Raw genomic sequence first — 25,596 nt, forward strand, 5'->3', positions numbered from 1 at the left:
CACCGGTGCAGGCGTCTTCGTCCGGTAGCTGCTGTAGGTGCGGGAGAGAATGAACGGCAGCGGGCCGGGCAGCGCAAGGTCCGTCTCGCCGGGCAGCACCTTCGCCCCCAGTAGCGGGTTTACCGGGTTAGAATAGGTGATACCGCCCGGACACACCGAGCACGCCACACCGGTCGGCGCGCCTATCAGTACCCCCGCTGACCCCTGGACTATCGGACCGCCGTACTGGGTCATATCTCCCTGGCGTGCCGCTGGTTTTCCGCTCATGATTCAAATTCCTTCTTCTGTTTATTTTTAATGCTGGTTTGTTACTGAATACCGAACAGGTACGGGATCAGTACTCTCTCATATCCGGCGTATCCTGCTTTTCATCAGGTGTCTTCGGTGGGGATTTCGAGGCTGCACAGTTCAAGTTAATCAACAGTGAGTCACCATTAACCTGCTCCTTACCCTGCAAATGAATTTTTGTGCCGTTGAGAAAAATTTGTCCGTCCTTCGTCAGCACCAGCCTTGCCTTACCACAGCAGAGCTCCAGATGCTCCCCGGCAGAGTAAATCGCTGTCTGTCCGGTATCATCCTTCTTCGTTTTACCCACGGTGAAGGTGACGTTATTTCCGACTTTAACGTCATATCCTTTCCCCACAAGCAGCGATTTATTTACCCCCACCTGCGAGGACTGCATCAGCGCCACCGAGGTGTTCATAATGCCACCTACCGTCGTCTGATACGCCACGCCCACGGTCAGCGCACGAACAAGTCCAATCGTTTCCACCTGAACAGAACCCACTTTAATTATCTGGTTACTGCCCACCGTCTCTATCTGGTTAACACCCACCGTCTGTATCTGATTGTTGGTAACCGCAATCATCTGATTGTTGCCAATGGTTTCAGCATGGTTGTTTATCACATCCGTGGTGCGGTTATTCAGCACCTCGGTGTTCATGTTCTTCTGCGCGTGGATGTAGACCTGTTCTTTCCCTGTCGCATCGTCAAACTTCAGTTCATTAAACCCGCTGCCCTTATAGGTTTTCGAACGAATGGTCATCTGCGTCTTCGTCCCCGGCAGGCTGCCGGGGGTGCGGTTTTCCTGGTGGTAGGTACGCCCCATAATAATCGGCTGGTCCGGATCGCCGTTGAGGAAGTCCACAATCACCTCCTGACCCACACGCGGTATCGCCAGGTTGCCAAAGCCGGTGCCTGCCCACGCCTGTGCCACACGGATCCAGCATGAACTGTCCTGGTTTGACGGGTTATAGCGGTCCCAGTTAAATTTCACCCGCACGCGGCCATGTTCATCACAGAAGATTTCCTCGCCTGCCGGTCCCGTCACGACGGCGCTCTGCGGGCCGTCCACCATCGGTTTCAGCAACGGCTGTGGCCGCCATGTCCGGTCTGCCGGGATTACCGCAAAGTGGTTATTCAGCGTGGTACCTGAACCACTGCGTCCCGGCACCGCCTGCGGCTGCTCGCCGTGCAGTTCACTTGCCACCACCTGCCATTCCCGGTTCAGGTTCGCCTGCGGATGCCCCGTCAGCGCAATTCGCCGTCCCGGCCATATCTCCGGAGAACGGCTTGTTCCGCGCGCCACTTCTGCGTTGTTTCGCCAGCCATCCATCTGCCAGCGGGCAAAGTTCTGCCCGTGGGCACCCTTGAAACGTCCGGGGTAGTCATACACTTCATACTGTGTGCGCTGGTAATCCTGGTACTGGCCTTCCTGATCAAAACGCCCTGCCCAGCCGGGTCGTTTAAAGGTGTAGTCTTTGGTCACCACGGAAGAAGGGCGGATTTGTGCGCTGTAGCGAAACTGGCTGATGCATAGGGTGCTCACCTCGGTACGGGTGTTCGGGTTCCAGGGGATCTCAAAGGACTCCGGCAGATAACGCACGGTGTCGCACAGGACCAGGCTCTGGTCGATACTTTTTTGCGCGTGCTCCTCATAAAAGAAGATGCCTTCCTCCGCCGCCATCCGGCACAGGAAATCGTAATCGGTTTCGCCGTACTGGACACAAAACTCACGGGAAGGATGTGGCTCGCTGAACAGCGGGCTCCACTCGGTAACCCCGTTTTCCTGCAATATCGTGCCGAGGATGCTTTCGATGTCCTCATTCTGGAAGATACGGAAGTTCTGGCGCAGCCCTGTGCGCCACAGCGGTGGGCACACCTTCATGCTGTACAGCATCTGGTTTTTGTCGTTCTCCCCCAGTTCAAACCAGGTCACCATACCTTTCACCCGGCGCTGTACGTCATCGCCCTGCCATACCGTCAGGTAGGCCATTTTGTCCAGCACCTGCGCAAATTCAAGGGAAAGAAACTGCTGACTGACCAGAGAAAGGTCGAGGGAAAAAAGTGAAGAGAGTGACTGGGAGAGGTGAAAGGAAACCACCGCAAAAGCATCCGGTGGCAGGCCGTCCACTTCAAGTGTGAAACGTAATCCGGTTGACATAGCAACCTCCGTGAAAATGAATAATAATCCGCACATATTGCATGTACAACATGTCGGGCGGATGAGATAAGCGAGTCGACATCTGGCGTTACCGGGGAATATCAGAAAAATGTCATGGTTATGTGATGATTTAGTCTGGGATTTTACTTCAGAGAAACGGGTGTCTGTTTAGTCAACAAAATAATCACAAACGCAACGGATGGGTTCTCGACGTTATTCACGACAGGCTCGTACATTACAGCGAGTAATAAAAAACCCGATATGCAAAGTCAAACCAATATTCATAATGTCTTTTTATTCACAACAATAAATAATTTAATAACAATCATTGAAATGAATGATGATTTGTATAAGGAATATACGCTACCGCCCCACCCTGATAACATGATCTGCACATTGCCATCTTAACGTCGTTAAACACTGGCTTAATAGTGGATATTTCAAATTAGGAATTTATTAAATTCACCTGATGAATATCATAAGCAAATAGCATAGAAAATAATGACAACTCCCCCGAGGGGACCATTTCCAAAGCACTGCACCACCACCTGGTGCCCGGATGATCTTGCTTCAGTGGTAAGAGTACCTGATTCATTGTTCCCAAAATGGTGTTTTCCCCTGCCCCTCCAATAATGTGCAGCTCTCACGTGATAATCTATTGATTAGGTTATATTAAGAATCAATATTTAAAATACATCCATTTTCTTGAATAAATCAACATGTTTATTAATCAATTGCTGTTTTAGCTCTGACTCATCAAGCTCTCCATATTTGTCCTACAGATAATTGCGAATAAATACAGAGAACGCCATTTATCCTTTTAGCATACCTGCCGGATATTTTTATTTGTATTAATATTAATTGCATCTCCAACTCCGAGCATATCCATCATTAAAAAAATTTTGAGATTATAGAATACCTGTGATAACAAGTGAAACATCTGCACAATGTGAATAGTTAGTTTCTTTTCAGAGGAAATGAAATAGACACGCTGAATGAAAGGGAGAGTGATATAAATTAAAAAACATAACGTGAATTTAATTAATTACGCCCATCATTGTGGATAAAGTTACTGAATAATAAATAACATAATCTTCTGGTATCCCACTCAAATAATTTCATTCCTTTTTAGTATTTCTTGTAACGTTGGTAACTGACATACAGCATCAGCAATCGCACTGATATTCGTGGCATTATCCTGAAACCATTCATGCCCAGGCCCCCATGTGCGCATAGTGCAAAGATAACAGTCCACCAGCGTTAGTTGCTCACCAAACGCATAAGGTTCAGCGGTCAATTGTGAATTCAGCCAGATATAAAGCGATTTACGATATTCAATAACATTCTTCTTTAACTGTTCGGGTGCGTCAGGAGCCCAACGCTCAGGGTAATCGGCGAAAGTGAATGTTGGATAGACATTAGCAACCAGCCAGACCAATAGCCGTTGAAACTGCTGACGTTCGGCGCGCCCAACCGGTGGCGCAAGGTCCGGGCGACGATCGAGAACCATCAATGCAATCGCCGCTGTCTCCGTCATAATCTCGTCATTTTCCAATGCCAGTGTCGGAACCTGACACAACGGGTTCAGGGTTTTCAATAACTCGCGTGAAGCTCCCTCGTGGTCAAAACCACTGACATCAACGAACTGATAAGGAATATCAGCCAGTGTTAGCATCAGCTCACTGATTGTAGAGCCCCATCCGGGTACGCCATACACCTTAATCATATGCCCCTCACAATCTTTTAAAGATTAAGTGTAGGACAGTACACAGGTTAACCAGCAAAAGGATTTGTCATTTTTTCGTCAGTTGTATTAATCCCCTTCAGGATTGTAAGGGGATGTTTTGCATCGTTTATCGATAACGGGTAGGATGCTGCGCCGATAGTTTTATACCCATAAAGAATAATGGTGATAACTATCATCGCCAGGATGAATAAACATTGTTCATGGCAACTTATATGACTTTTTCATTAAAGCAATCAGGGAGAGCAATGAGTAAACACGACACCGACACTTCAGATCAACACGCCGCGAAACGCCGCTGGCTTAATGCCCACGAAGAGGGGTATCACAAAGCGATGGGCAATCGCCAGGTACAGATGATCGCCATTGGCGGCGCGATTGGCACCGGCTTGTTTTTAGGTGCAGGAGCCCGACTGCAAATGGCGGGTCCAGCACTGGCACTGGTTTATTTAATTTGTGGCTTGTTTTCGTTTTTTATTCTGCGTGCATTGGGTGAGCTGGTGCTACACCGCCCTTCCAGTGGCAGTTTTGTCTCTTATGCCCGTGAGTTTTTGGGTGAGAAAGCCGCTTATGTTGCTGGCTGGATGTACTTCATCAACTGGGCGATGACGGGGATTGTTGATATTACCGCCGTCGCTCTGTATATGCATTACTGGGGTGCGTTTGGCGGCGTGCCGCAGTGGGTCTTTGCGCTCGCTGCACTTACCATCGTTGGCACCATGAATATGATCGGTGTGAAATGGTTTGCGGAGATGGAGTTCTGGTTTGCGCTTATTAAAGTGCTCGCCATTGTGACCTTTTTGGTCGTGGGTACAGTGTTCCTCGGTAGTGGTCAGCCGCTGGATGGCAACACCACTGGCTTTCATTTAATCACCGATAATGGCGGCTTCTTCCCCCACGGTTTGCTGCCTGCGCTGGTGTTGATTCAGGGCGTAGTGTTTGCTTTTGCCTCCATTGAAATGGTGGGTACAGCTGCCGGAGAATGTAAAGATCCGCAGACCATGGTGCCTAAAGCGATTAACAGTGTGATTTGGCGTATTGGCCTGTTTTACGTCGGCTCCGTGGTGTTGCTGGTTATGTTATTGCCGTGGAGCGCGTATCAGGCGGGGCAAAGTCCGTTCGTGACGTTTTTCTCTAAACTGGGTGTGCCATATATCGGCAGCATTATGAACATTGTGGTGCTGACCGCTGCCCTCTCCAGCCTGAATTCAGGTCTGTACTGCACCGGACGTATTCTGCGCTCAATGGCGATGGGCGGTTCCGCACCGAGTTTTATGGCGAAAATGAGTCGTCAGCATGTACCGTATGCCGGGATTCTGGCGACACTGGTTGTGTATGTCGTCGGCGTATTCCTCAACTATCTGGTGCCGTCGCGCGTATTTGAGATTGTGTTGAACTTCGCGTCGCTGGGAATCATCGCTTCATGGGCGTTTATCATCGTGTGCCAGATGCGCCTGCGTAAAGCGATTAAAGAAGGCAAAGCAGCGGATGTCAGTTTTAAACTGCCTGGCGCGCCCTTCACTTCCTGGCTGACATTACTGTTTTTACTGAGTGTCCTTGTGCTGATGGCGTTCGATTACCCGAACGGGACTTATACTATCGCGGCGCTGCCGATTATCGGTATTCTGCTGGTTATAGGCTGGTTTGGTGTGCGCAAACGCGTTGCCGAAATTCACAGCACTGCGCCAGTCGTCGAGGAAGATGAAGAAAAACAGGAAATTGTGTTTAAGCCTGAAACGGCGAGTTAATTGCAAAGTTGCCCGGCTACGTGCCGGGCAACTTCAAATTACTGACGAAGGTGCCGGATACGGCGTGATCAAAGTCAGGCAAGTCTCTCCGTTATCACCCTCGCCATGTCTATTACAGCGCAATACGAATCACATCGTCTGGCTGGGTAGCTTCCTGCTGTTTAGTGGATTTTTGTTTCACACTGACATACAGCGTTTTGCCATCGGCAGACAGCGCCAGGCTGTTTGGATGAGTCGGCGTATCGAACGTTTTCACCACTTTATAGCTTTTCGCGTCAATCACACTGACTTTACCTGCCTGACGATGCGTTACGTAGGCTTCATTACGCGCTGAGTTAAACAGTACAGCCAGTGATTCCGGTGCCGCAACCTTCGCCAGAATATTGCCATTACGGGTATCGACCACTAACACTTCTGCGGCTTTAGAATCGGTGATAAATGCACGCTGCCTGGCGGTATCAAGGCTAATGTTGATAAAGAAGTGCTCTTTGCCGTCATCCAGCAGCTTTTTACGGCTGAGGATTTTATTGTCGGCGGTGTCGATGGTAATCAATTCGCCGTCAGCGTTAGTGGTGTAAAGACGTTTGCCTTTGCTATCCAGCGCCAGACCGGTACTCATTTTACCGGTGTTCTGGATGGCGGTTTTCAGTTTGATATTCTCGCCATCAACGACCCAAATCACGCTCTCTTTACCAATACCACTGATGTAAACGGTGTTCGTGGCATCATCAGCTACCAGCTCACGCGGTTGCAGCGGGCGCACCTCTTCCGTGCGCTTACGATCATCCAGCACCAGACGGCCTTTCACTTCGCCCGTTTTGGCATCTATCGCCGTGACCGCGCTGTTTACGGTGTTACCAAACCACAACGTCTGAGTCGTGTTATTGATGGTGGCACCAAACGGCTTGAGATCGTTATGGATCGCCTGCGTCACTTCCAGAGTGACCGGATCAAGACGATAAACCACGCCACCTTTATCCAGTTTGCGGCTTTGCGAAGTGGCGAGCCACAGCGCGTTTTCTTGCTGGCTATAAGCCATTTCGTAGGCACCTTTACCTACCGCTTTACGCAGCATTTCTTCTGCGGCCTGCGTACTGAATGATGAAGCAACAAGCAATGAACCTAACAGTAATGAACCACGCAGGCGCAATGAAAACAGATGACGTAAATGCATGACGACTCCCTTTGATGAACCGATATTTTTGCTGCTTCACAATGCTTCGCTAAGCGTAATCATCGTTACGCTCTTGTTATAAATGGGAATGGTAATCATTATTTTCTCAAATGTGGAGCATTTCTTGCCGTTACGACTACAATTTTCTCAATTACTTAACGTATTGTGCCGTTTCATTTTCCATAAATTTACAATTTCATTACCATGACGGCGTTTTCCCATTCTTAACCTGGCTTTTTTCATGAAGATTTTTTCCGTCCGACAGACCGTTTTGCCCGCACTGCTTGTCCTTTCCCCCGTTGTTTTTGCCGCTGATGAACAGACCATGATTGTCAGTGCCGCGCCGCAGGTGGTTTCAGAACTGGATACCCCTGCAGCAGTAAGCGTGGTGGATGGCGAGGAGATGCGCCTGGCAACACCGCGCATTAACTTGTCCGAATCACTGACCGGCGTGCCTGGTTTGCAGGTACAAAACCGGCAGAACTATGCGCAAGATTTACAGCTGTCGATTCGCGGATTTGGCTCCCGTTCCACTTACGGAATTCGCGGTATTCGCCTGTATGTGGACGGTATTCCCGCCACCATGCCCGACGGGCAAGGGCAAACATCCAACATCGATTTAAGCAGTGTGCAAAATGTGGAAGTGCTGCGTGGCCCCTTCTCTGCCCTGTATGGCAACGCGTCTGGCGGTGTAATGAATGTCACCACCCAGACCGGACAACAGCCACCAACCATTGAAGCCAGTAGTTACTACGGCAGTTTTGGCAGCTGGCGCTATGGGCTGAAAGCAACGGGCGCAACGGGAGACGGCACACAGCCCGGCGATGTCGATTACACCGTCTCAACCACGCGTTTTACGACCCACGGCTATCGTGACCATAGTGGCGCACAGAAAAATTTAGCCAATGCCAAACTGGGCGTACGCATTGATGAAGCCAGCAAATTAAGCCTGATTTTCAATAGTGTGGATATCAAAGCAGATGACCCTGGTGGGCTAACCAAAGCAGAATGGAAGGCGAATCCACAACAAGCGCCTCGTGCAGAACAGTACGACACGCGAAAAACCATCAAGCAAACTCAGGCTGGGTTGCGCTATGAACGTAGCCTGAGTTCGCGGGATGATATGAGTGTGATGATGTATGCCGGAGAGCGAGAAACGACCCAGTATCAGTCAATACCCATGGCACCACAACTTAACCCGTCACATGCGGGCGGCGTGATTACCCTGCAACGCCATTACCAGGGAATAGACAGCCGCTGGACACACCGTGGTGAACTGGGCGTTCCGGTCACGTTCACTACCGGCCTGAACTACGAAAACATGAGTGAAAACCGCAAGGGCTACAATAACTTCCGCCTGAATAGCGGCATGCCGGAGTACGGGCAAAAAGGTGAGTTGCGTCGCGACGAACGCAATCTGATGTGGAACATCGATCCCTATTTACAGACGCAGTGGCAGCTGAGCGAAAAACTGTCGCTGGATGCTGGCGTGCGCTACAGCTCCGTGTGGTTTGATTCCAACGACCATTACGTTACTCCGGGTAACGGCGATGACAGCGGTGATGCCAGTTATCACAAATGGCTACCTGCCGGATCGCTAAAATATGCAATGACCGATGCCTGGAATATCTATCTGGCAGCCGGGCGTGGTTTTGAAACGCCGACGGTTAATGAGCTGTCTTATCGTGCTGATGGGCAAAGCGGTATGAACTTTGGTTTAAAACCATCCACCAACGATACAATTGAGATCGGCAGTAAAACGCGTATTGGTGATGGGCTGCTTAGTCTCGCATTGTTCCAGACCGACACCGATGATGAAATTGTTGTCGATAGCAGTAGCGGTGGGCGTACGACTTACAAAAATGCCGGAAAGACCCGTCGTCAAGGCGTTGAACTGGCATGGGATCAACGTTTCGCGGGAGATTTTCGCGTAAACGCGTCCTGGACCTGGCTTGATGCGACCTATCGCAGCAATGTTTGCAACGAACAGGATTGTAACGGTAATCGGATGCCAGGGATCGCCCGTAATATGGGCTTTGCGTCGATAGGTTATGTACCGGAAGATGGTTGGTATGCAGGCACGGAAGCGCGTTATATGGGCGATATTATGGCAGATGATGAAAATACGGCAAAAGCGCCGTCTTATACTCTCGTCGGCTTATTCACCGGGTATAAATACAATTACCACAATTTAACTGTGGATTTATTTGGTCGTGTCGATAATTTATTCGATAAAGAATACGTTGGTTCTGTCATTGTCAATGAGTCAAACGGGCGATATTACGAACCTGCGCCCGGACGAAATTATGGTGTCGGCGTGAATATTGCGTTGAGATTTGAGTAATTACCTTGATGCCCGGTATTTTCCGGGCATTTACTTTAACGATTGTATTGCTGGTATAAAATAGCAATATTTTGTTGCATAATTTCAGCAAGACAATGTTTGCATCCCTCTTTGTCTTTTGCTTTTAACGCGGCGAGTAATAGACGATAGTTTTCTATACGCTCCCGTAATTCCGCTGGATTAATCTCTTCATAGAGATAATGTAAACCAGGTCCCATCCTGACCCACAGTTGTTCAATCATCTCACACAGGATGGGCATATTTGAGCGATGATAAATCGCTAAGCGAAATAGCCTGTTTACATTAATGATTTGTTCCATGTCGCCCTTTTCTTGCGCCTGCTGTAATTTCTCGAGCAATTCCTGGAGTTCCGCCAGGTCTTGGGGGGTGAGGTGTTCAACAGCCAGAGCAACTGCCATTAATTCCAGTTCGTAGCGGATCCGATTGATTTCGTCTAATTGACGTTTCCCCACTTCCGGAACTGTAAATGCTTGCGCTGGTGCGACAGAAAGCGCATTCACCGAAACCAGACGTAATAATGCTTCACGCACAGGTGTAATACTCATACCTAATTGCTCCGCCAGATTTTTAGTAATCAGGCGTGCGCCAGGTTTTAGTGCGCCAATACTAAGCTGATGTTTCAGGTCGTTCTCAACCTGCAGAGTCAAACTGACATGTTTCATTTTTCCCGTTCCAGGCATTTTAATTCCTTCGCGTGTTTTCTGTCCAACCCTGCCTGCATGGCAGAAGGAGTTCACCTAGTGTATTAAAGTGAATAATCATAAACCACTCACCTTTGTTGTTATTAGCAGCAGAACAATGATGTGGTTAGTTAATTAAAGCTGAAAATAAGCTTTTTGCCTGGATTTTTATGGCGGCTTACGCCGCCGTTGAAACTTTAATCATCACCCGCCACGCGGATCACCACTTTGCCGAAGTTTTTACCCTTCAGCAGGCCGATAAACGTCTGTGGCGCATTCTCTAAACCGTCAGTAATTTCTTCGCGGTAGTGGATTTTATCCTCTTTCACCCATTGCCCCATCTCCCTCTGAAACTCATGGATGCGGTGACCATAATCCTGAGCGATAATAAAACCTTGCAAGCGAATACGTTTTTTCAGCACTGTAGCCATCAACAGAGGTAAACGATCCGGACCGGGTGGTAGCTCTGTAGCGTTATAGCTGCTCACTAATCCGCAGACGGGAATGCGCGCAGATGTATTAAGTAACGGTAGCACCGCATCGAATACCTTACCGCCCACGTTTTCATAATAGATATCAATACCTTTTGGGCACGCTTTCGCCAGTTGTTCGGCAAAATCATCCGCGTGGTGATCAAGACAAACATCGAAGCCTAACACCTCGGTAGCATGGCGGCATTTTTCCGCGCCACCGGCTACCCCCACCACTCTGCAACCTTTAAGTTTGCCGATTTGCCCCACCGTCGCCCCCACTGGTCCTGTCGCCGCAGCTACCACCAACGTTTCGCCCTCTTTAGGCTGACCGATATCCAGTAGGCCCATATAAGCGGTAAAGCCTGGCATCCCTAGCACACCCAGCGACCACGATGGATTTTGCGGATGATCGCCAAGTTTCACCAGATCATCACCACTGGATATGTCATAGTCTTGCCATCCACTGTAGCCCAGCACCCAGTCGCCAGACTGATAATCAGGATGATTCGACTCCACGACACGGCTCACCGTACCGCCGACCATCACGCCGCCAATATCAACCGGCGGTGAATAAGATGGCTCATCGCTCATACGTCCACGCATATACGGGTCCAGGGACAAATAAACTGTGCGCAGTAACACCTGTCCTTCACCCGGTGTGGCGACATCATCTTCTTCAAGACGGAAATTCTCCGGAACCGGTACGCCATGTGGACGCGAGGCCAGAACCCAACGTCGATTACGCTGCTTTTGTTGCCCCATAATGCTCTCCTGTGCTTTTGGCATGAATCCATCAATAGTAGCAGGCTCGCAGGATTGGTTTTGTTTGCAGCCGTCACACCCCCTCTGCAACACGCAATAATTTCATCGAGGAATCCGTTGCTTCGGGCTGTTTTCGATAGTATTGATAACATCATCATCATTATTTTATTGAGGCCAGACATGTCCATCCGTTTTGCCCGCAAAGCCGACTGTGCTGCCATTGCGGAAATTTATAACCACGCCGTGTTGTATACGGCGGCTATCTGGAATGACCAAACGGTGGATGCAGATAACCGCATTGCCTGGTTTGAAGCGCGGACCATAGCAGGTTATCCGGTGCTGGTAAGTGAAGAAGATGGCGTAGTGACGGGATATGCCTCATTTGGCGACTGGCGTAGTTTCGATGGTTTTCGCCATACCGTGGAACATTCGGTTTATGTCCATCCCGATCATCAGGGCAAAGGTCTGGGGCGTAAATTGTTAAGCCGATTGATTGATGAAGCGCGAGATTGCGGGAAGCATGTCATGGTCGCCGGGATCGAATCGCAAAATCAGGCCTCGCTGCATCTGCACCAGTCGCTGGGATTTGTCGTCACCGCACAAATGCCGCAGGTGGGCACTAAATTTGGGCGCTGGCTGGATCTGACATTTATGCAGTTGCAACTCGACGAACGCACTGAACCGGACGCGATTGGATGAATCAGTCGCTCACCCTTGCCTTTTTGATTGCCGCCGGAATTGGTCTGGTAGTCCAGAACACGCTGATGGTGCGCATCACCCAGACCTCCTCTACCATTCTCATCGCCATGTTGCTGAACTCACTGGTGGGGATTGTGCTCTTTGTTTCTATTTTATGGTTTAAACAAGGTATGGCGGGGTTTGGCGAACTGGTGTCCAGCGTGCGCTGGTGGACACTTATACCCGGCTTGCTGGGATCGTTTTTTGTCTTTGCCAGTATCAGCGGATATCAGAATGTGGGAGCGGCGACAACTATTGCAGTACTGGTCGCCAGCCAGCTGATTGGCGGTCTGGTGCTGGATATCTTCCGCAGTCATGGCGTACCACTACGGACATTGTTCGGCCCAATTTGTGGCGCAATTTTACTTGTGGTTGGCGCCTGGTTGGTAGCCAGACGCTCATTTTAATCACAGGATGGTGCCGCCTTTGGTTAACTGTTCATGGCGCGCTTCCATATCTTCTTTATGCTTGCGACCGTGATGAGCAATAGCGGTGCGCAAACGCTGCTGCTGGGTGTAGCGATCTTCCCGACTTAACTCCGCGTCATCGCTCAGAGCGATTAATAATTCGTTCATATGGGCAATGACGCTCTCTTCAATCGCGGCATCCACGCGCGCGATGACTTCATCCAGATGCGACATACTTTCTCCTTAGCCACTTGTGAAATTTATCGATTCATCCAAATGATATAAGTCTGCGTGGTGCCGTCAAGCCAGTGAGTAAGATTTAAAACAGTGAAAACAACAGCGCCACCGGGAAACTCATCGGCCATGTTGCCCCCACCAGAAAGGCGCTTAAGAAACGGATGCGTTTCTTATCGTGAGAAAGAAACCAGGTGATAAGAAATGCGATTGCTGCCATAACCGCATAAAAAACAAGCATGTGTTGATAGAGAGACATGTACGGGCGTCCAGCCAGATGAATAAAACGCGCGCAAATATGCGTCATTTTTTGATGTGCATCAAGTTTTTTCACCAGTTAGAGAAAAAATCATCAAACAGCAACTTGCCCTTATCCATCTTCAGAATGAGTATTATTGCGGATTTTCTTAACCCGTACTATACACATAGGGGCAATGATAAAAGGTGGCAAAAATGAATGTTTCCAGTAGAACTGTAGTACTGATAAATGTCTTTGCTGCTGTTGGTTTGTTTACTCTTATCTCTATGAGATTTGGCTGGTTTATTTGATGTAGTGATTTTGCACGCAGCACGTACTGTCAGAGAAATCAGTGCTCTGACAGTACGCAAGATCATCTCATACTCTTACGATCTGCAATATTATCCTTAATGTTTAACCATGACGTGGCGGACGACGGTGTAATCCTCCAGCCCATAAAGTGACATATCCTTGCCGTAACCAGAAAGTTTCTGCCCACCGTGCGGCATTTCACTTACCAGCATGAAATGGGTATTGACCCAGGTACAACCATATTGCAGCCGTGCGCTGACGCGATGCGCCCTGCCCACATCTTTCGTCCATACCGAAGATGCAAGTCCGTACTGGCTGTCATTCGCCCAGTTCACCACCTGTTCTTCGTTGTCGAAGGGCGTAACACTCACTACTGGACCAAATACCTCTTTTTGCACGATGGCATCGTCCTGTAATGCGCCAGCCAGCAGCGTCGGCGCATAGTAATAGCCATTACCCTTGCGCTTTTCACCGCCAGTGATCACTTTGATGTGCCCTGTCGCTTTCGCCTCTTCTACTGCCTTGCTGACGCGTTCGAGATGCGCCAGCGAGCTTAAAGGTCCAAGCTCCGTAGACTCGTCATCCGGCGCACCAGATTTTAACGTTGCCACCGCAGCACCCAGTTTTTCCACCAGCGTATCGTAAATGCCTTTTTGCGCGTAGATCCGACAAGCCGCAGTACAATCCTGTCCAGCATTGTAATAGCCAAATGTACGTACACCTTCGACCACTGCTTCAATATCCGCATCATCAAAAACAATCACTGGCGCTTTGCCACCAAGTTCCATATGAGTACGCTTAATGGACGACGCGGTATGGCTGATGATGTGCTCGCCGGTGGCGATAGAGCCCGTCAGCGACACCATCCGCACTTTGGGATGACCGGTCAGCGGATCACCCACCGTTTTGCCTCTGCCAAACAGTACGTTAATCACGCCTGCCGGGAAGATATCTTTCGCCAGCTCTGCCAACTTCAACGCGGTCAGCGGGGTAATTTCTGATGGTTTAAGCACTACGCAGTTCCCTGCCGCCAGCGCCGGAGCCAGTTTCCACGCTGCCATCATCAGCGGATAATTCCACGGTGCGATAGAAGCCACGACCCCCAACGGATCGCGACGGATCATCGAAGTATGACCTTCAAGATATTCACCTGCCGCCAGACCATTCAGACAGCGCGCCGCACCCGCGAAAAAGCGAAAAACATCGACAATCGCCGGGATTTCATCATTGAACGCACTATGCAGCGGTTTGCCACAATTACGGGACTCCAGTTCGGCAAAAACCTGACCATTTTCTTCGATAACATCAGCCAGTTTCAGCAGACATTCCGCACGCACTTTCGGCGTGGTTTGCCCCCATTCGGCAAATGCTGCATCTGCCGCGCGCACAGCAGCATCGACCTGCTCTGCGGATGCCTCGGCAATCTCCAGTAAAACGTCCCCCGTTGCCGGATTATAGACAGGCTGTTTTTCCCCTTCGCCGCTAACCAGTTCTCCGTTAATCAGTAACTTATGTTGCATAGCATATTCCTGTATCAGTGGTTATTGACCATTGTCGCCTTCGCGGGTTAGCCACCAAGCCCCCAGGATCGGCAAGGTTGTTACCAACATAACCAGCAGTGCCACCACGTTAGTTACCGGTACATCACGCGGTCGCCCAAGCTGATTGAGCAACCACAACGGTAACGTTCGTTCATGACCTGCCGTAAAAGTCGTAACGATGATTTCATCGAACGACAAGGCAAACGCCAGCATTCCTCCTGCCAGTAGCGCCGAACTGAGATTCGGCAACACTACGTAGCGGAAGGTTTGCCAGCCATTGGCCCCAAGATCCATTGACGCCTCAACCAGACTCCACGAGGTGCGGCGAAAACGGGCGATGACATTGTTAAACACCACCACTACGCAAAAAGTCGCATGACCGACCACGATGGTGAAAAATCCCGGCTCCAGATTGATGGTTTTAAAAGCGGTTAATAGCGCCAGACCAGTGACAATGCCCGGCAGCGCAATGGGCAGCAGCAGTAACAGCGAAATGGCGTTTTTGCCGAAAAAGTCTCGTCGCCACAGCGCGGCAGCTGCCAGCGTCCCTAACACCAGCGCAATTAATGTCGCCAGCGCCGCCACTTTAAGTGACAGTGTCACGGCATCAAGAATATCACTACGCCGTGCTGCCACGCTAAACCAGCGCAGCGTCAGGCCCTGCGGTGGAAAACTAAACGCCGCATCTTCAGTGTTAAACGCATAGGCGGCGATTATCAGGATGGGAAAATGTAGGAAAACAACGCCGCCCCAGGCCGCCAGTTTGAGGAAAAACGGTGCGCGTTCAGAGTGCATCGAACGCTCCCAGACGTTTCACGAACGCCAGGTACAGTGCGATGAGAACAATCGGCACCAGGGTGAATGCCGCCGCCATCGGCATATTGCCAATCGCCCCCTGCTGGGAATAAACCATATTGCCGATAAAATATCCTGGAGGACCAACCAGCTGCGGGACGATAAAATCGCCCAGTGTGAGTGAGAAGGTAAAGATAGAGCCAGCGGCAATACCCGGGATTGCCAGCGGCAGCACCACATAGCGAAAGGTTTGTCGTGGACGTGCGCCGAGATCAGCCGACGCCTGCAACAATGACGGCGGCAAACGCTCAAGCGCCGCCTGAACGGGCAGGATCATGAACGGCAACCAGATATAGAGAAACACCAGAAAGCGCCCCAGCCCGGAAGTTGACAGCGTATTTCCGCCCACCGCAGGTAATGTAAGGAACGCAGTCAGCAGTGGTTCCAGCCCAAGATGTTGTAAAAACCACTGAGCCACGCCATCTTTTGCCAGCAATAACGTCCAGGCATAGGCTTTAACAATGTAGCTCGCCCACATCGGCAACATTACCGCAATATAAAAAAAAGCTTTCATTTTCCCGCTGGTATAGCGCGCCATATACCACGCCATTGGAAAAGCCAGAATGGCGCTGGCGATAGTGACTGCCACAGCCATAGTCAGCGTGCGGAGAATGATGTCGTAATTCGCCGGATTAAACAGCGCACGGATATTCGCCAGCGTCAGTTCCGGCGTTACCGACATGGTGAAATCGTCAAAAGTATAAAATCCCTGCCATAACAGTGTCAGCAGCGAGCCGAAATAGACAATGCCAAACCACATTAGCGGGCCAAGCAGCAGTAAAAACAGCCCCAGCCCCGGATTACGCCAGAAGAAACCGGACACCTTACCCAGACCTGGACGTGAAGGTGATTGCAATACATTCATCGCCATTCACCTCTCCTCAACCAGCGGCACCATCACATCACGCGACCAGGAAACCATCACCTGTTGTCCGGGCGTGAGCGTGGCAGGCAGTTCTTCGCCTGTCATATTGGCCTGACTCACAAGCAGTTTTTCACCGCCGTTCAATTTCAGTTCAAAACGAGTTGCCGCGCCCTGATATTGCACCGCCTGGATCGTGCCATTGGCCTGCAGTTCACCAGGGGTGTTGAGGCGGATATGTTCCGGTCGCAGGGCGAAGCTTCCCGTCATGCCACAAAGTTTCTCTGCCATCAGTCCATCAAAAACGTTGGATGTCCCGACGAATCCGGCAACAAACGGCGTGCGCGGGCGCATATAGAGATCGCGCGGGGAATCGACCTGCTCAATGCGTCCATTATTGAAAACCGCCACACGATCGGACATCGATAACGCTTCGCCCTGATCGTGGGTAACGAAGATAAAAGTGATACCGAGAGACTGTTGCAGTTTTTTCAGTTCCAGCTGCATCTGCTCACGCAATTTGAGATCCAGTGCGCCGAGCGGTTCATCCAACAGCAATACGCGCGGTTCATTCACCAATGCTCTGGCGATAGCAACCCGCTGGCGCTGACCACCAGAAAGTTGTGACGGTTTACGTTGCTGTACAAACCCCAACGCCACTTTCTCCAGCGCCTCTTGCGCCATTGCGTGCCGCTGCTTTTTATTCACGCCTTTGACCATCAGCCCATAGGCGACATTGTCAAGAATCGACATATGCGGAAATAGCGCGTAGTCCTGAAAGACAGTATTCACGTCCCGCTCCCACGGTGGCAGATTGCTGGCGGGTTTACCAAAGATAGAGATAGCCCCGCCGGAAAGCTGTTCGAAGCCAGCAATCAGGCGCAGGCAGGTGGTTTTGCCGGAGCCGGACGGCCCCAGCATAGAGAAGAACTCACCATCTTTTATCGCAATACTGACGCCATCTACTGCGCGCACGTCACCGTACAACCGCGAGACGTTGTCAAACTCCACTGCGTACGTCATAAAGCACCCCAGCGAAGTTAGCGACCGCCCATAATGGCAATGTAATCCTGCGTCCAGCGACTGTAGGGAACAAACTTGCCCCCTTCTGCTATAGGCGTTTTCCAGAAGGCGATTTTGTCGAAATAGTTAAAACCGTTGGTTTCACAACCTTTTTCGCCTAATAACGGACTGGCTTTACACCCTTCCGGCACTACCGGTAACGAGCCAAACCAGGCCGCCACATCGCCCTGCACTTTTGGCGTTAATGACCAGTTCATCCATTTGTAGGCGCAAACCGGATGTTTCGCTTCGCTATGCAGCATGGTGGTATCAGCCCAACCGGTAACACCCTCCTTCGGGAAAACGGTAGCAACAGGCTGGCCTTCGGCTTTCAGGGCGTTGGCCTGATAGGGCCAGGCACTGGAAGCAACCACACCCTCGTTTTTGAAATCGCTCATTTGCACGGTAGTGTCATGCCAGTAGCGATGGATCAAACTGTGTTGAGCGCGCAGCACTTTCAGCACCGCCTGGTACTGTTCTTCGGTTAGTTGATACGGATCGCTGATGCCCAACTGCGGCTGAGTGGCTTTAACGAACAACGCAGCGTCCGCAATGTAGATAGGGCCATCATAAGCCTGAACGCGGCCTTTATTGCTCTTGCCGTCCGGCAGATTTTGCTCAACAAAAACCACTTGCCAGTTATCCGGCGGCGTCGGGAAGGTTTTAGTGTTGTACATCAGCAGGTTCGGCCCCCATTGGTAAGGTGTGCCGTAAACTTTGCCGCCAACATTAAACCAGTCGCCTTTAACCACGCGCGGATCGAGCGTTTTCCAGTTGGGAATCAAGGCGGTATTAATCGGCTGCACGCGTTTGCCCATAATCAAACGCAGCGAGGCATCGCCGGATGCCGTAACCAGATCGTAACCCCCTTTGGTCATCAGACTGACCATTTCATCGGAAGTCGCGGCGGTTTTCACATTCACCGCGCAGCCTGTCTCTTTTTCAAATTGCGTTACCCAGTCGTATTGTTTATCAGTTTGTCCGCGTTCGATGTATCCCGGCCAGGCGATAATATCCAGTCGCCCTTCCGGTTTATCTAAATTGGTAGGTGGTTCGGCGGCGTGAGCGGTCATTATTGTCATGGTGAGCGCACACAGGCTGCTGCGGGCAAATGTCTTGCTCATAAGGTCTTACTCCTGTCGTAATTAATTGTTCAGCCGCCGTGCCGTAAAAATATCTCCTTGTTTAACCATAGACGGCGGCTTGCAGGCACACCTTCGCCCCTGAGAAAATTTAATCAGGTTGTGAGCTACCGCGCATTATGCCGTCTGTAAGGTTATCTTCTGGAGTATAGACAAGGGGTTAGGAAATATGACTGCTATTCGAAATTCATATTACCCAATCTAAGAGGAATTAAATTAAACGCTATTACAGCCGTTCTTGAATAAGTTTGCCTAATTGTTTTACCGCCTGTTCTTCACGTTCTCCCCACTGCCACGCGGTATTAAAACGAAAAAAACGTGACCAGTTTTCACCGGTAGAAAACATTTTACCCGGCGCAATACTGATATGATGCGTCAGTGCCGCCAGGCTTAATTCGCCGGCATCTAACGGCTCGGGGAGCTCCAGCCAGAGAAAATAACCGCTGTCACTATGATGAATTTTAACTTCCGCAGGCAGATAACGCAGCAGTGCCTGCCAGGCACGTTGTTTACGTTCCGCAAGCTGGCGACGCAGGCGACGAAGATGGGCGTCGTATCGGCGCGTGGAAAGGTAATCCACCAGCGCAAGTTGCATCGGTGAGCTGGTGGAAAGCGTACTCATCAACTGCAAGCGTTGAATTTTACGTGCATGTTTTCCGGCGGCGACCCAACCAATACGAAAACCAGGCACCAGACATTTCGAAAACGAAGAGCAATGCAAAACGCCATCGTGGCGATCCCACGCTTTCGCAGGCAGCGGTTTTTCCCGTCCAAAATAAAGTTCGCTGTAAACGTCATCTTCAATCAGCGTTACGTTGTACTGATTGAGTAACGCCACCAGTTGTGCTTTTTTTTGCGGCGTTAAGGTAAATCCGAGTGGGTTCTGGCTATTAGTCATCAGCCAGCACGCTTTCACCGGATAATCCTGCAACGCCAGTTCCAGCGCCTGAAGATCGATCCCTTCTTTAACATCCGTCGCCACCGATAACGCCTTCAGCCGTAGCCGCTCCAGCGCCTGCAACGCACCGTAGAAACAAGGATTCTCTACTATCACCCAATCGCCCGGTTCAGTTACCGCTTGCAAACTGAGGTTTAATGCCTCTAACGCCCCGGCAGTAATGACAATTTCATCAGGAGAAATGGTGATGCCCTGTAAGGCATAGCGACGAGCAATAGCCTGACGCAGTTCTGCGTTTCCTGGCGGTAAGTTTTCAATCACGCTCATCGCCGTGGCGGTTTTGCTTACCTGCGCCAGCGAGCGGTTTAGTTGTTGGAGGGGGAAAAGTCGCGGGTCGGGAAAGGCCGAGGCAAACGGAACGACCGACGGATCGCGACTGGCCTGCAACATATCAAAAATATAAGTGTTGATATCGACTGCTTCATCTCGAGTGACTGGAATGACTGGCGCTTTCGGCATTTTTATTGCCTGTGGCGCAACGTAATAACCCGACTGCGGTCGTGCGATAATATATCCCTGACTTTCGAGCAACTGATAGGCATGGCTGACAGTCATAAAGCTCATGCCTGAAAGCGCCACCTGGTCACGCAACGAAGGCAAACGATCGCCGGGTTGCCAGATACCCGACGCAATCTGCTCGCGTAATTGTTCTGCAAGCTGCTGGTATTTTTTCATTATCGAATCGTAATTATGTGCAGATGATTCGGCAGTCTATATCAGTTGTTAAAAATGACAACTTTTCGTTAACTGTAATTAAACCATCACCAGCGATAACTCTTTGCCAAGCGCCTTTGCCGCAAGCTGGACGGCGTCGATTTTTGTCGCATGGTGCAAGTTAAATAGGCGAGTAATCTCCTGTTTAGGTTTGCCAATTCGCCTGGCTAACTCTTGCTGAGTGATTTCTGACTGTAAAAAAGCATTTAACAGCAATACCTTAGAGGCGACGCTCAAAGGTACTTCAATAAAGTGATCATGACTATTTAATGGCGAAGGTAACGGGATAAGCTCGTTATCTTCAAAATAAAAATCAAATGCGGTCAGTAAAGCATCTTTTGCCGCTTCCATCGCTTCAGCGACAGTTTCGCCCTGCGTCAACGCTTCAGGGATATCCACAAAAGAAACCATATAACCGCCTTCCGGCGCGGGTGTAAGAGTGACGGGATAACGCATAATTTCGACTGTCTCTCGCATGTCATTAACCTTTTTAATTGGCGATTAACTCAAACCGAGTTGTTTCAGGATTGCTTTACGCAGGAGTGACGCGGCATGACACTGCGCCTCCCATGAAACCTGAGTTTCAAATGGTTGCGGCCATTCGCTACATCGACGCCCTGAGATTCGAGCCAACGTCTGAACTCGCTTTGTTTCACATCGCCTCCCTGCCGCTGAGTATATCAACAAAGTAAACATTATTGTTTACCTCCGTGTGTAATTTGCTCGAAAATAGCACTAAATCGCCGCAACGGCAGAATGCCATGCAAAATCAGGAAGGAAGATTCCAGAATTTCTTTGCGCTAATTTGCAAAACTGAATAATAACCTCAAGAAACGATCGGCATCATAGCGGCAAAAGGTAAGAAAAAGGTGGCAGGATGTTTACGAAGGCGTTATCGGTTGTCTTATTAACGTGTGCGCTGTTCTCAGGACAACTCATGGCAGGGCACAAAGGACATGAATTTGTGTGGGTAAAGAATGTGGATCATCAGCTGCGTCATGAAGCGGACAGCGATGAATTGCGTGCTGTGGCGGAAGAGTCGGCGGAAGGTTTGCGCGAGCATTTTTACTGGCAAAAATCGCGCAAACCAGAAGCGGGACAACGTTGAGTCATTTGTTGCCGGATGCGGCGAGACGCCTTACCCGGCAGGCAATATCATGCAGATTCAATGAGTTGTGAGTAACCAGAAAACTGGCGTTTTACCCTTTTCGCTTAGGCAATGTTTTCAGCAGCTCATCCGGACTTACGGATGCCACTACGCTTCCCGGTAACGGCATTTTCAGTATGTGATTTTTGATTTTGCCAATGACGTGCATCTCGCATGGGCGGCAATCAAACTTTAGCGTTAATACTTCATCGCCGTTAACCAGTTGCATTGGCGTCGCCTTCCAGCTTTTGATATTGCCTTTCGCCTGTTTCGGGCACAGATTAAAGGCAAAGCGCAGACAATGCTTGGTGATCATCACCGGGACTTCGCCCTTCTCTTCATGTGCTTCATACGCCGCGTCAATCAGCTGCACACCATAGCGATGATAAAATTCACGCGCTTTCTGGTTGTATACGTTCGCGAGGAAACTCAGATGCGTTTGCGGATAAACCGGCGCAGGATCAGCAACCGGTTTACGGCTGCCGCGCTGGTAACTGGCAAGACGCGCAGCATCCAGCATGTCAGCAGCTTCACGGCGGAACTGGTTTAACAGACTGTTTGGTACAAACAGCGCCCCCGGCAAATTAATTTGCACATCGCGGGCGTAATAGAGGGTTTGCCCCAGTTTTGCCAGACCATCCTTCAGATTGTTCATTGCTTTTTCGGCGTTATTGGCTTCGTCGAACTGCCCGTCCAGCGTATGCGTGATGCTGACACCCTCTTCACTGGTGAGGGTCAGAATCAGTTGTTCCTGCCAGCCGCCCAGTTCAATGTCTACCGCCACCCGACGTTCGCTGGAGGTTTTTGTCAGTGCCTGCTGCCAGTTATGATCAAGATTACGGTTTAGTGGGTGATGTGGACGAATTTTGTGCAAATCTGCTGGCATTTCATTGGGCCAGACGCGGTACTGATTTTCTCCGGTTTTCTCGACCGTATTGGCACGAAAACCGACGACTTCACGTTTAATCATCACGTTCAGGCCATCACCATTTGCCAGTGGCTCGGTGACGGCAACATCGAGATGATCTTTCGCCACTTTCAATACTTCGCCTACCGGCAGGCCGATAAATTTCGGCGAATCGAACGCGCCAATATCGCCTTTACGGGCATTCACAAAATAATCTGTGCTACCACGGTGGAAAGTCTTTTCCGTCGATGGAACAAAGAAATGTTCAGTACGACCTGATGAAGCGCGCGCCAGATCGCCACGTTCTTCAATAATGGCATCAAGCATCTGGCGATAATGGGCGGTGATATTCTTCACGTAGCTCATATCTTTGTAACGCCCTTCAATCTTGAAGGAGCGTACGCCAGCATCAATCAGCGCGCCGAGGTTGGCAGTCTGATCGTTATCTTTCATCGACAGCAGATGTTTTTCATAGGAAACCACCCGCCCCTGATCGTCTTTCAATGTGTATGGCAAACGGCACGCCTGCGAGCAATCACCACGGTTGGCGCTACGCCCTGTTTGCGCATGAGAAATGTAGCACTGACCCGAATAGGCCACGCACAGTGCCCCATGAATAAAGAATTCAATGGTCGCGTCCGTGGCCTGGTGAATCGCGCGGATCTGCTCAAGATTCAGCTCTCGCGCCAGCACAATCTGCGTGAAGCCAACATCAGAGAGGAACTTCGCTTTTTCAACTGTACGAATGTCGCACTGCGTACTGGCGTGCAGTTCAATCGGCGGAATATCAAGTTCCAGAATCCCCATATCCTGAACAATCAGCGCATCGACACCGGTCTGGTAGAGGTCAGTAATCAGCCGTTGCGCGGGTTCCAGCTCATCATCATGCAAAATGGTGTTAAGCGTGACGAAAATTTTTGCACCATAACGATGGGCAAACGGCACCAGCTCGGCAATATCTTTCAGGCTATTACTGGCATTATGACGGGCACCAAAACCAGGGCCGCCGATATAAACAGCATCGGCACCGTGCAAAATAGCTTCGCGGGCAATGGCGGCATCGCGTGCCGGGCTTAACAGTTCAAGTCGATGAGAAGATACGGTCACATTCTTATCCAGTAGCTGAAAAATGGCGGCTATTTTAGCCACAAGCGCGACGTTGCGAAATAGTTTTCCCGCTTAACTGCGCGGGTAATGGATGAGGGAATGAAAATGTACGGTTTGCTCCCCACCATTACGATAGATATGCGTGACGTCTGCAGCAAATCGAACGCCTTCCCCACAATTAAGGGTCTGCCATTCCCCATCAACGCACAGATCAAGTTGTCCATCAATGACGACGACATGTTCGATTACCCCCTTCTCATGGGGCGTCGATTCGCTTATTGCACCAGATGCCATCTGAATCGAGAAGTGTTCGAAGCAGAGTTGTGGATCATAAGGAAACAGCGAAGTGATCACCATCGCCTGCTGTTGTGGATCATAAACTGAAGGCGTAGCGGACTGCGGCGGAGAAATAAATGTTGAAAATGGTACGTTCAACCCGGTGGCAATTTTCCATAATGTCGCGACCGTCGGACTGGACTCATTACGCTCAATCTGCCCTAACATTGCTTTAGAAACGCCCGTCGCTTCTGCCAGTCGCGAAAGACTCCAGCCGCGCTGCTGGCGTAGTTGTTTAAGTGTGGTGGATAAAAAGCGAGCGAGATTTTCCATGCGACTCCTCCGGCAAAACGGAAGTTTATCACTTGTGCGTTATAACGGACAAATGCTACGGTGCCTGTACGCTATAACGCACGAGGTGACTATGCGTCTGTTTTCTATTCCTCCACCCACGCTACTGGCGGGGTTTCTGGCGGTATTAATTGGCTACGCCAGTTCAGCGGCAATAATCTGGCAAGCAGCGATTGTCGCCGGAGCCACCACTGCACAAATCTCTGGCTGGATGACGGCGCTGGGGCTGGCAATGGGCGTCAGTACGCTGACTCTGACATTATGGTATCGCGTACCTGTTCTCACCGCATGGTCAACGCCTGGCGCGGCTTTGTTGGTCACCGGATTGCAGGGACTAACACTTAACGAAGCCATCGGCGTTTTTATTGTCACCAACGCGTTAATAGTCCTCTGCGGCATAACGGGACTCTTTGCTCGTCTGATGCGCATTATTCCGCACTCGCTTGCGGCGGCAATGCTTGCCGGGATTTTATTACGCTTTGGTTTACAGGCGTTTGCCAGTCTGGACGGTCAATTTACGTTGTGTGGAAGTATGTTGCTGGTATGGCTGGCAACCAAGGCCGTTGCGCCGCGCTATGCGGTAATTGCCGCGATGATTATTGGGATCGTGATCGTCATCGCGCAAGGTGACGTTGTCACAACTGATGTTGTCTTTAAACCCGTTCTCCCCACTTATATTACCCCTGATTTTTCGTTTGCTCACAGCCTGAGCGTTGCACTCCCCCTTTTTCTGGTGACGATGGCATCGCAAAACGCACCGGGTATCGCAGCAATGAAAGCAGCTGGATATTCGGCTCCTGTTTCGCCATTAATTGTATTTACTGGATTGCTGGCACTGGTTTTTTCCCCTTTCGGCGTTTATTCCGTCGGTATTGCGGCAATCACCGCGGCTATTTGCCAAAGCCCGGAAGCGCATCCGGATAAAGATCAACGTTGGCTGGCAGCTGCCGTTGCAGGCATTTTCTATTTGCTCGCAGGTCTGTTTGGTAGTGCCATTACCGGGATGATGGCTGCCCTGCCCGTAAGTTGGATCCAGATGCTGGCAGGTCTGGCGCTGTTGAGTACCATTGGCGGCAGTTTGTATCAGGCGCTGCATAATGAGCGTGAGCGCGACGCGGCGGTGGTGGCATTTCTGGTAACGGCAAGTGGATTGACGCTGGTCGGGATTGGTTCTGCGTTCTGGGGATTAATTGCCGGAGGCGTTTGTTACGTGGTGTTGAATTTAATCGCTGACAGAAACCGATATTGACATCCTCCACGCCCTGAAGGACGTGGATCCCTGCTACGTTCAGGCTGTCGCCTGAATCATTTCGGTGGGTTCCTGCTTCAACGGGCGGCCTGACTGCACCATCTCTC

The 25,596-nt window shown here is 50.4% G+C and carries 26 protein-coding genes and 1 pseudogene; 7 read left to right on the forward strand and 20 right to left on the reverse strand.

Features of this window, described 5'->3' with window-relative positions:
- From ACJHW7_RS23835 to ACJHW7_RS23850, 4 genes are all read right to left on the reverse strand, one after another.
- Positions 1-267, reverse strand: a 267-nt coding sequence (locus ACJHW7_RS23835; RefSeq protein WP_175172346.1) for a DUF6531 domain-containing protein, incomplete at its 3' end; no start/stop codon positions are given.
- 67 nt (positions 268-334) lie between these two features.
- Positions 335-2,443, reverse strand: coding sequence for a type VI secretion system tip protein VgrG (locus tag ACJHW7_RS23840; RefSeq protein ID WP_021556791.1), 2,109 nt, complete (start codon positions 2,441-2,443; stop codon positions 335-337).
- An 820-nt stretch (positions 2,444-3,263) separates the two neighbouring features.
- On the reverse strand, positions 3,264-3,485 hold the full coding sequence (locus ACJHW7_RS23845; protein WP_032154043.1) for a YncH family protein: 222 nt from the start codon (positions 3,483-3,485) through the stop codon (positions 3,264-3,266).
- Positions 3,486-3,551: 66 nt separating this feature from the next.
- Positions 3,552-4,169: a glutathione S-transferase family protein gene (locus ACJHW7_RS23850; RefSeq protein ID WP_021556790.1), complete on the reverse strand. Its 618-nt coding sequence runs from the start codon at positions 4,167-4,169 to the stop codon at positions 3,552-3,554.
- A gap of 266 nt (positions 4,170-4,435) precedes the next feature.
- Here ACJHW7_RS23850 and ansP point away from each other — a divergent pair, with 266 nt between their 5' ends.
- A complete protein-coding gene (gene ansP / locus ACJHW7_RS23855; protein ID WP_001300590.1) occupies positions 4,436-5,935 on the forward strand; it encodes an L-asparagine permease in 1,500 nt (499 codons plus the stop codon).
- Between the two features lie 112 nt (positions 5,936-6,047).
- Here the strand turns inward: ansP and ACJHW7_RS23860 are convergent, their stop codons facing one another.
- Positions 6,048-7,109 (reverse strand): YncE family protein, encoded by a 1,062-nt coding sequence (locus ACJHW7_RS23860; protein WP_021556789.1) that lies wholly within the window; start codon positions 7,107-7,109, stop codon positions 6,048-6,050.
- Positions 7,110-7,350: 241 nt separating this feature from the next.
- Between ACJHW7_RS23860 and pqqU the strand changes: the two genes are divergently transcribed.
- The gene (gene pqqU, locus ACJHW7_RS23865; protein ID WP_021556788.1) at positions 7,351-9,453 is read left to right on the forward strand and encodes a TonB-dependent receptor PqqU; all 2,103 of its coding nucleotides are present in this window, start codon (positions 7,351-7,353) and stop codon (positions 9,451-9,453) included.
- 35 nt (positions 9,454-9,488) lie between these two features.
- Here pqqU and mcbR read toward each other — a convergent pair whose 3' ends face one another.
- Both mcbR and curA read right to left on the reverse strand, forming a co-directional pair.
- A complete protein-coding gene (gene mcbR, locus ACJHW7_RS23870) occupies positions 9,489-10,154 on the reverse strand; it encodes a colanic acid/biofilm transcriptional regulator McbR (protein ID WP_021556787.1) in 666 nt (221 codons plus the stop codon).
- A gap of 197 nt (positions 10,155-10,351) precedes the next feature.
- Positions 10,352-11,389 (reverse strand): NADPH-dependent curcumin/dihydrocurcumin reductase, encoded by a 1,038-nt coding sequence (gene curA, locus ACJHW7_RS23875; protein WP_021556786.1) that lies wholly within the window; start codon positions 11,387-11,389, stop codon positions 10,352-10,354.
- Between the two features lie 180 nt (positions 11,390-11,569).
- Between curA and ACJHW7_RS23880 the strand changes: the two genes are divergently transcribed.
- Together ACJHW7_RS23880 and ACJHW7_RS23885 are read left to right on the forward strand one after the other, a co-directional pair.
- On the forward strand, positions 11,570-12,088 hold the full coding sequence (locus ACJHW7_RS23880) for a GNAT family N-acetyltransferase (RefSeq protein ID WP_000027563.1): 519 nt from the start codon (positions 11,570-11,572) through the stop codon (positions 12,086-12,088).
- The gene (locus ACJHW7_RS23885) at positions 12,085-12,534 is read left to right on the forward strand and encodes a DMT family transporter (protein ID WP_021556785.1); all 450 of its coding nucleotides are present in this window, start codon (positions 12,085-12,087) and stop codon (positions 12,532-12,534) included. The genes ACJHW7_RS23880 and ACJHW7_RS23885 overlap by 4 nt, the downstream gene beginning before the upstream one ends.
- On the opposite strand, the gene ydcY is transcribed toward ACJHW7_RS23885, so the two are convergent.
- Positions 12,535-12,768, reverse strand: coding sequence for a DUF2526 family protein YdcY (gene ydcY, locus ACJHW7_RS23890; protein WP_000018633.1), 234 nt, complete (start codon positions 12,766-12,768; stop codon positions 12,535-12,537).
- 85 nt (positions 12,769-12,853) lie between these two features.
- Positions 12,854-13,027: an orphan toxin OrtT gene (gene ortT / locus ACJHW7_RS23895; RefSeq protein ID WP_000061178.1), complete on the reverse strand. Its 174-nt coding sequence runs from the start codon at positions 13,025-13,027 to the stop codon at positions 12,854-12,856.
- 194 nt (positions 13,028-13,221) lie between these two features.
- On the opposite strand from ortT, the gene yncL reads away from it, so the two are divergent.
- The gene (gene yncL / locus ACJHW7_RS23900) at positions 13,222-13,317 is read left to right on the forward strand and encodes a stress response membrane protein YncL (protein ID WP_001303494.1); all 96 of its coding nucleotides are present in this window, start codon (positions 13,222-13,224) and stop codon (positions 13,315-13,317) included.
- 96 nt (positions 13,318-13,413) lie between these two features.
- On the opposite strand, the gene patD is transcribed toward yncL, so the two are convergent.
- From patD to ACJHW7_RS23940, 8 genes and pseudogenes are all read right to left on the reverse strand, one after another.
- The gene (gene patD, locus ACJHW7_RS23905) at positions 13,414-14,838 is read right to left on the reverse strand and encodes an aminobutyraldehyde dehydrogenase (RefSeq protein ID WP_001163892.1); all 1,425 of its coding nucleotides are present in this window, start codon (positions 14,836-14,838) and stop codon (positions 13,414-13,416) included.
- 21 nt (positions 14,839-14,859) lie between these two features.
- Complete coding sequence (locus ACJHW7_RS23910) at positions 14,860-15,654, reverse strand: ABC transporter permease (protein WP_000555481.1); 795 nt, start codon at positions 15,652-15,654, stop codon at positions 14,860-14,862.
- The gene (locus ACJHW7_RS23915; protein ID WP_001251315.1) at positions 15,644-16,585 is read right to left on the reverse strand and encodes an ABC transporter permease; all 942 of its coding nucleotides are present in this window, start codon (positions 16,583-16,585) and stop codon (positions 15,644-15,646) included. Before ACJHW7_RS23915 ends, ACJHW7_RS23910 begins: the two co-directional genes overlap by 11 nt.
- A complete protein-coding gene (locus ACJHW7_RS23920; RefSeq protein WP_000220411.1) occupies positions 16,586-17,599 on the reverse strand; it encodes an ABC transporter ATP-binding protein in 1,014 nt (337 codons plus the stop codon).
- Between the two features lie 17 nt (positions 17,600-17,616).
- Positions 17,617-18,762 (reverse strand): putative ABC transporter substrate-binding protein YdcS, encoded by a 1,146-nt coding sequence (gene ydcS, locus ACJHW7_RS23925; RefSeq protein ID WP_040234707.1) that lies wholly within the window; start codon positions 18,760-18,762, stop codon positions 17,617-17,619.
- A gap of 244 nt (positions 18,763-19,006) precedes the next feature.
- The gene (locus tag ACJHW7_RS23930; protein ID WP_000760615.1) at positions 19,007-20,413 is read right to left on the reverse strand and encodes a PLP-dependent aminotransferase family protein; all 1,407 of its coding nucleotides are present in this window, start codon (positions 20,411-20,413) and stop codon (positions 19,007-19,009) included.
- Between the two features lie 78 nt (positions 20,414-20,491).
- Complete coding sequence (gene hicB, locus ACJHW7_RS23935; RefSeq protein ID WP_001270286.1) at positions 20,492-20,908, reverse strand: type II toxin-antitoxin system antitoxin HicB; 417 nt, start codon at positions 20,906-20,908, stop codon at positions 20,492-20,494.
- Between the two features lie 45 nt (positions 20,909-20,953).
- Positions 20,954-21,108, reverse strand: a pseudogene (locus ACJHW7_RS23940) (mRNA interferase).
- Between the two features lie 221 nt (positions 21,109-21,329).
- On the opposite strand from ACJHW7_RS23940, the gene ACJHW7_RS23945 reads away from it, so the two are divergent.
- Positions 21,330-21,560 (forward strand): YncJ family protein, encoded by a 231-nt coding sequence (locus ACJHW7_RS23945; RefSeq protein ID WP_000494244.1) that lies wholly within the window; start codon positions 21,330-21,332, stop codon positions 21,558-21,560.
- Between the two features lie 91 nt (positions 21,561-21,651).
- On the opposite strand, the gene rlhA is transcribed toward ACJHW7_RS23945, so the two are convergent.
- Positions 21,652-23,613 (reverse strand): 23S rRNA 5-hydroxycytidine C2501 synthase, encoded by a 1,962-nt coding sequence (rlhA, locus tag ACJHW7_RS23950; RefSeq protein ID WP_001307191.1) that lies wholly within the window; start codon positions 23,611-23,613, stop codon positions 21,652-21,654.
- A 72-nt stretch (positions 23,614-23,685) separates the two neighbouring features.
- The gene (gene sutR, locus ACJHW7_RS23955) at positions 23,686-24,222 is read right to left on the reverse strand and encodes a DNA-binding transcriptional regulator SutR (protein WP_000429155.1); all 537 of its coding nucleotides are present in this window, start codon (positions 24,220-24,222) and stop codon (positions 23,686-23,688) included.
- Positions 24,223-24,274: 52 nt separating this feature from the next.
- Between sutR and ydcO the strand changes: the two genes are divergently transcribed.
- Complete coding sequence (gene ydcO / locus ACJHW7_RS23960; RefSeq protein WP_001326689.1) at positions 24,275-25,489, forward strand: BenE family transporter YdcO; 1,215 nt, start codon at positions 24,275-24,277, stop codon at positions 25,487-25,489.
- Positions 25,490-25,528: 39 nt separating this feature from the next.
- Here ydcO and ACJHW7_RS23965 read toward each other — a convergent pair.
- Positions 25,529-25,596 (reverse strand): hypothetical protein (locus ACJHW7_RS23965; RefSeq protein ID WP_243564466.1); only part of this gene is annotated, 68 nt, incomplete at its 5' end.

It is taken from the genome of Escherichia sp. WS1152 (assembly GCF_046487665.1).
Taxonomy (GTDB): domain Bacteria; phylum Pseudomonadota; class Gammaproteobacteria; order Enterobacterales; family Enterobacteriaceae; genus Escherichia; species Escherichia coli.

Bases quoted from the DNA above. Each gene is read 5' to 3' on its own strand.
- ACJHW7_RS23840 (WP_021556791.1), bottom strand. From the start codon at position 2,443: ATGTCAACCGGATTACGTTTCACACTTGAAGTGGACGGCCTGCCACCG.
- ACJHW7_RS23850 (WP_021556790.1), bottom strand. From the start codon at position 4,169: ATGATTAAGGTGTATGGCGTACCCGGATGGGGCTCTACAATCAGTGAG.
- ansP (WP_001300590.1), top strand. From the start codon at position 4,436: ATGAGTAAACACGACACCGACACTTCAGATCAACACGCCGCGAAACGC.
- ACJHW7_RS23860 (WP_021556789.1), bottom strand. From the start codon at position 7,109: ATGCATTTACGTCATCTGTTTTCATTGCGCCTGCGTGGTTCATTACTG.
- pqqU (WP_021556788.1), top strand. From the start codon at position 7,351: ATGAAGATTTTTTCCGTCCGACAGACCGTTTTGCCCGCACTGCTTGTC.
- mcbR (WP_021556787.1), bottom strand. From the start codon at position 10,154: ATGCCTGGAACGGGAAAAATGAAACATGTCAGTTTGACTCTGCAGGTT.
- curA (WP_021556786.1), bottom strand. From the start codon at position 11,389: ATGGGGCAACAAAAGCAGCGTAATCGACGTTGGGTTCTGGCCTCGCGT.
- ACJHW7_RS23880 (WP_000027563.1), top strand. From the start codon at position 11,570: ATGTCCATCCGTTTTGCCCGCAAAGCCGACTGTGCTGCCATTGCGGAA.
- ACJHW7_RS23885 (WP_021556785.1), top strand. From the start codon at position 12,085: ATGAATCAGTCGCTCACCCTTGCCTTTTTGATTGCCGCCGGAATTGGT.
- ydcY (WP_000018633.1), bottom strand. From the start codon at position 12,768: ATGTCGCATCTGGATGAAGTCATCGCGCGCGTGGATGCCGCGATTGAA.
- ortT (WP_000061178.1), bottom strand. From the start codon at position 13,027: ATGTCTCTCTATCAACACATGCTTGTTTTTTATGCGGTTATGGCAGCA.
- yncL (WP_001303494.1), top strand. From the start codon at position 13,222: ATGAATGTTTCCAGTAGAACTGTAGTACTGATAAATGTCTTTGCTGCT.
- patD (WP_001163892.1), bottom strand. From the start codon at position 14,838: ATGCAACATAAGTTACTGATTAACGGAGAACTGGTTAGCGGCGAAGGG.
- ACJHW7_RS23910 (WP_000555481.1), bottom strand. From the start codon at position 15,654: ATGCACTCTGAACGCGCACCGTTTTTCCTCAAACTGGCGGCCTGGGGC.
- ACJHW7_RS23915 (WP_001251315.1), bottom strand. From the start codon at position 16,585: ATGGCGATGAATGTATTGCAATCACCTTCACGTCCAGGTCTGGGTAAG.
- ACJHW7_RS23920 (WP_000220411.1), bottom strand. From the start codon at position 17,599: ATGACGTACGCAGTGGAGTTTGACAACGTCTCGCGGTTGTACGGTGAC.
- ydcS (WP_040234707.1), bottom strand. From the start codon at position 18,762: ATGAGCAAGACATTTGCCCGCAGCAGCCTGTGTGCGCTCACCATGACA.
- ACJHW7_RS23930 (WP_000760615.1), bottom strand. From the start codon at position 20,413: ATGAAAAAATACCAGCAGCTTGCAGAACAATTACGCGAGCAGATTGCG.
- hicB (WP_001270286.1), bottom strand. From the start codon at position 20,908: ATGCGTTATCCCGTCACTCTTACACCCGCGCCGGAAGGCGGTTATATG.
- ACJHW7_RS23945 (WP_000494244.1), top strand. From the start codon at position 21,330: ATGTTTACGAAGGCGTTATCGGTTGTCTTATTAACGTGTGCGCTGTTC.
- sutR (WP_000429155.1), bottom strand. From the start codon at position 24,222: ATGGAAAATCTCGCTCGCTTTTTATCCACCACACTTAAACAACTACGC.
- ydcO (WP_001326689.1), top strand. From the start codon at position 24,275: ATGCTACGGTGCCTGTACGCTATAACGCACGAGGTGACTATGCGTCTG.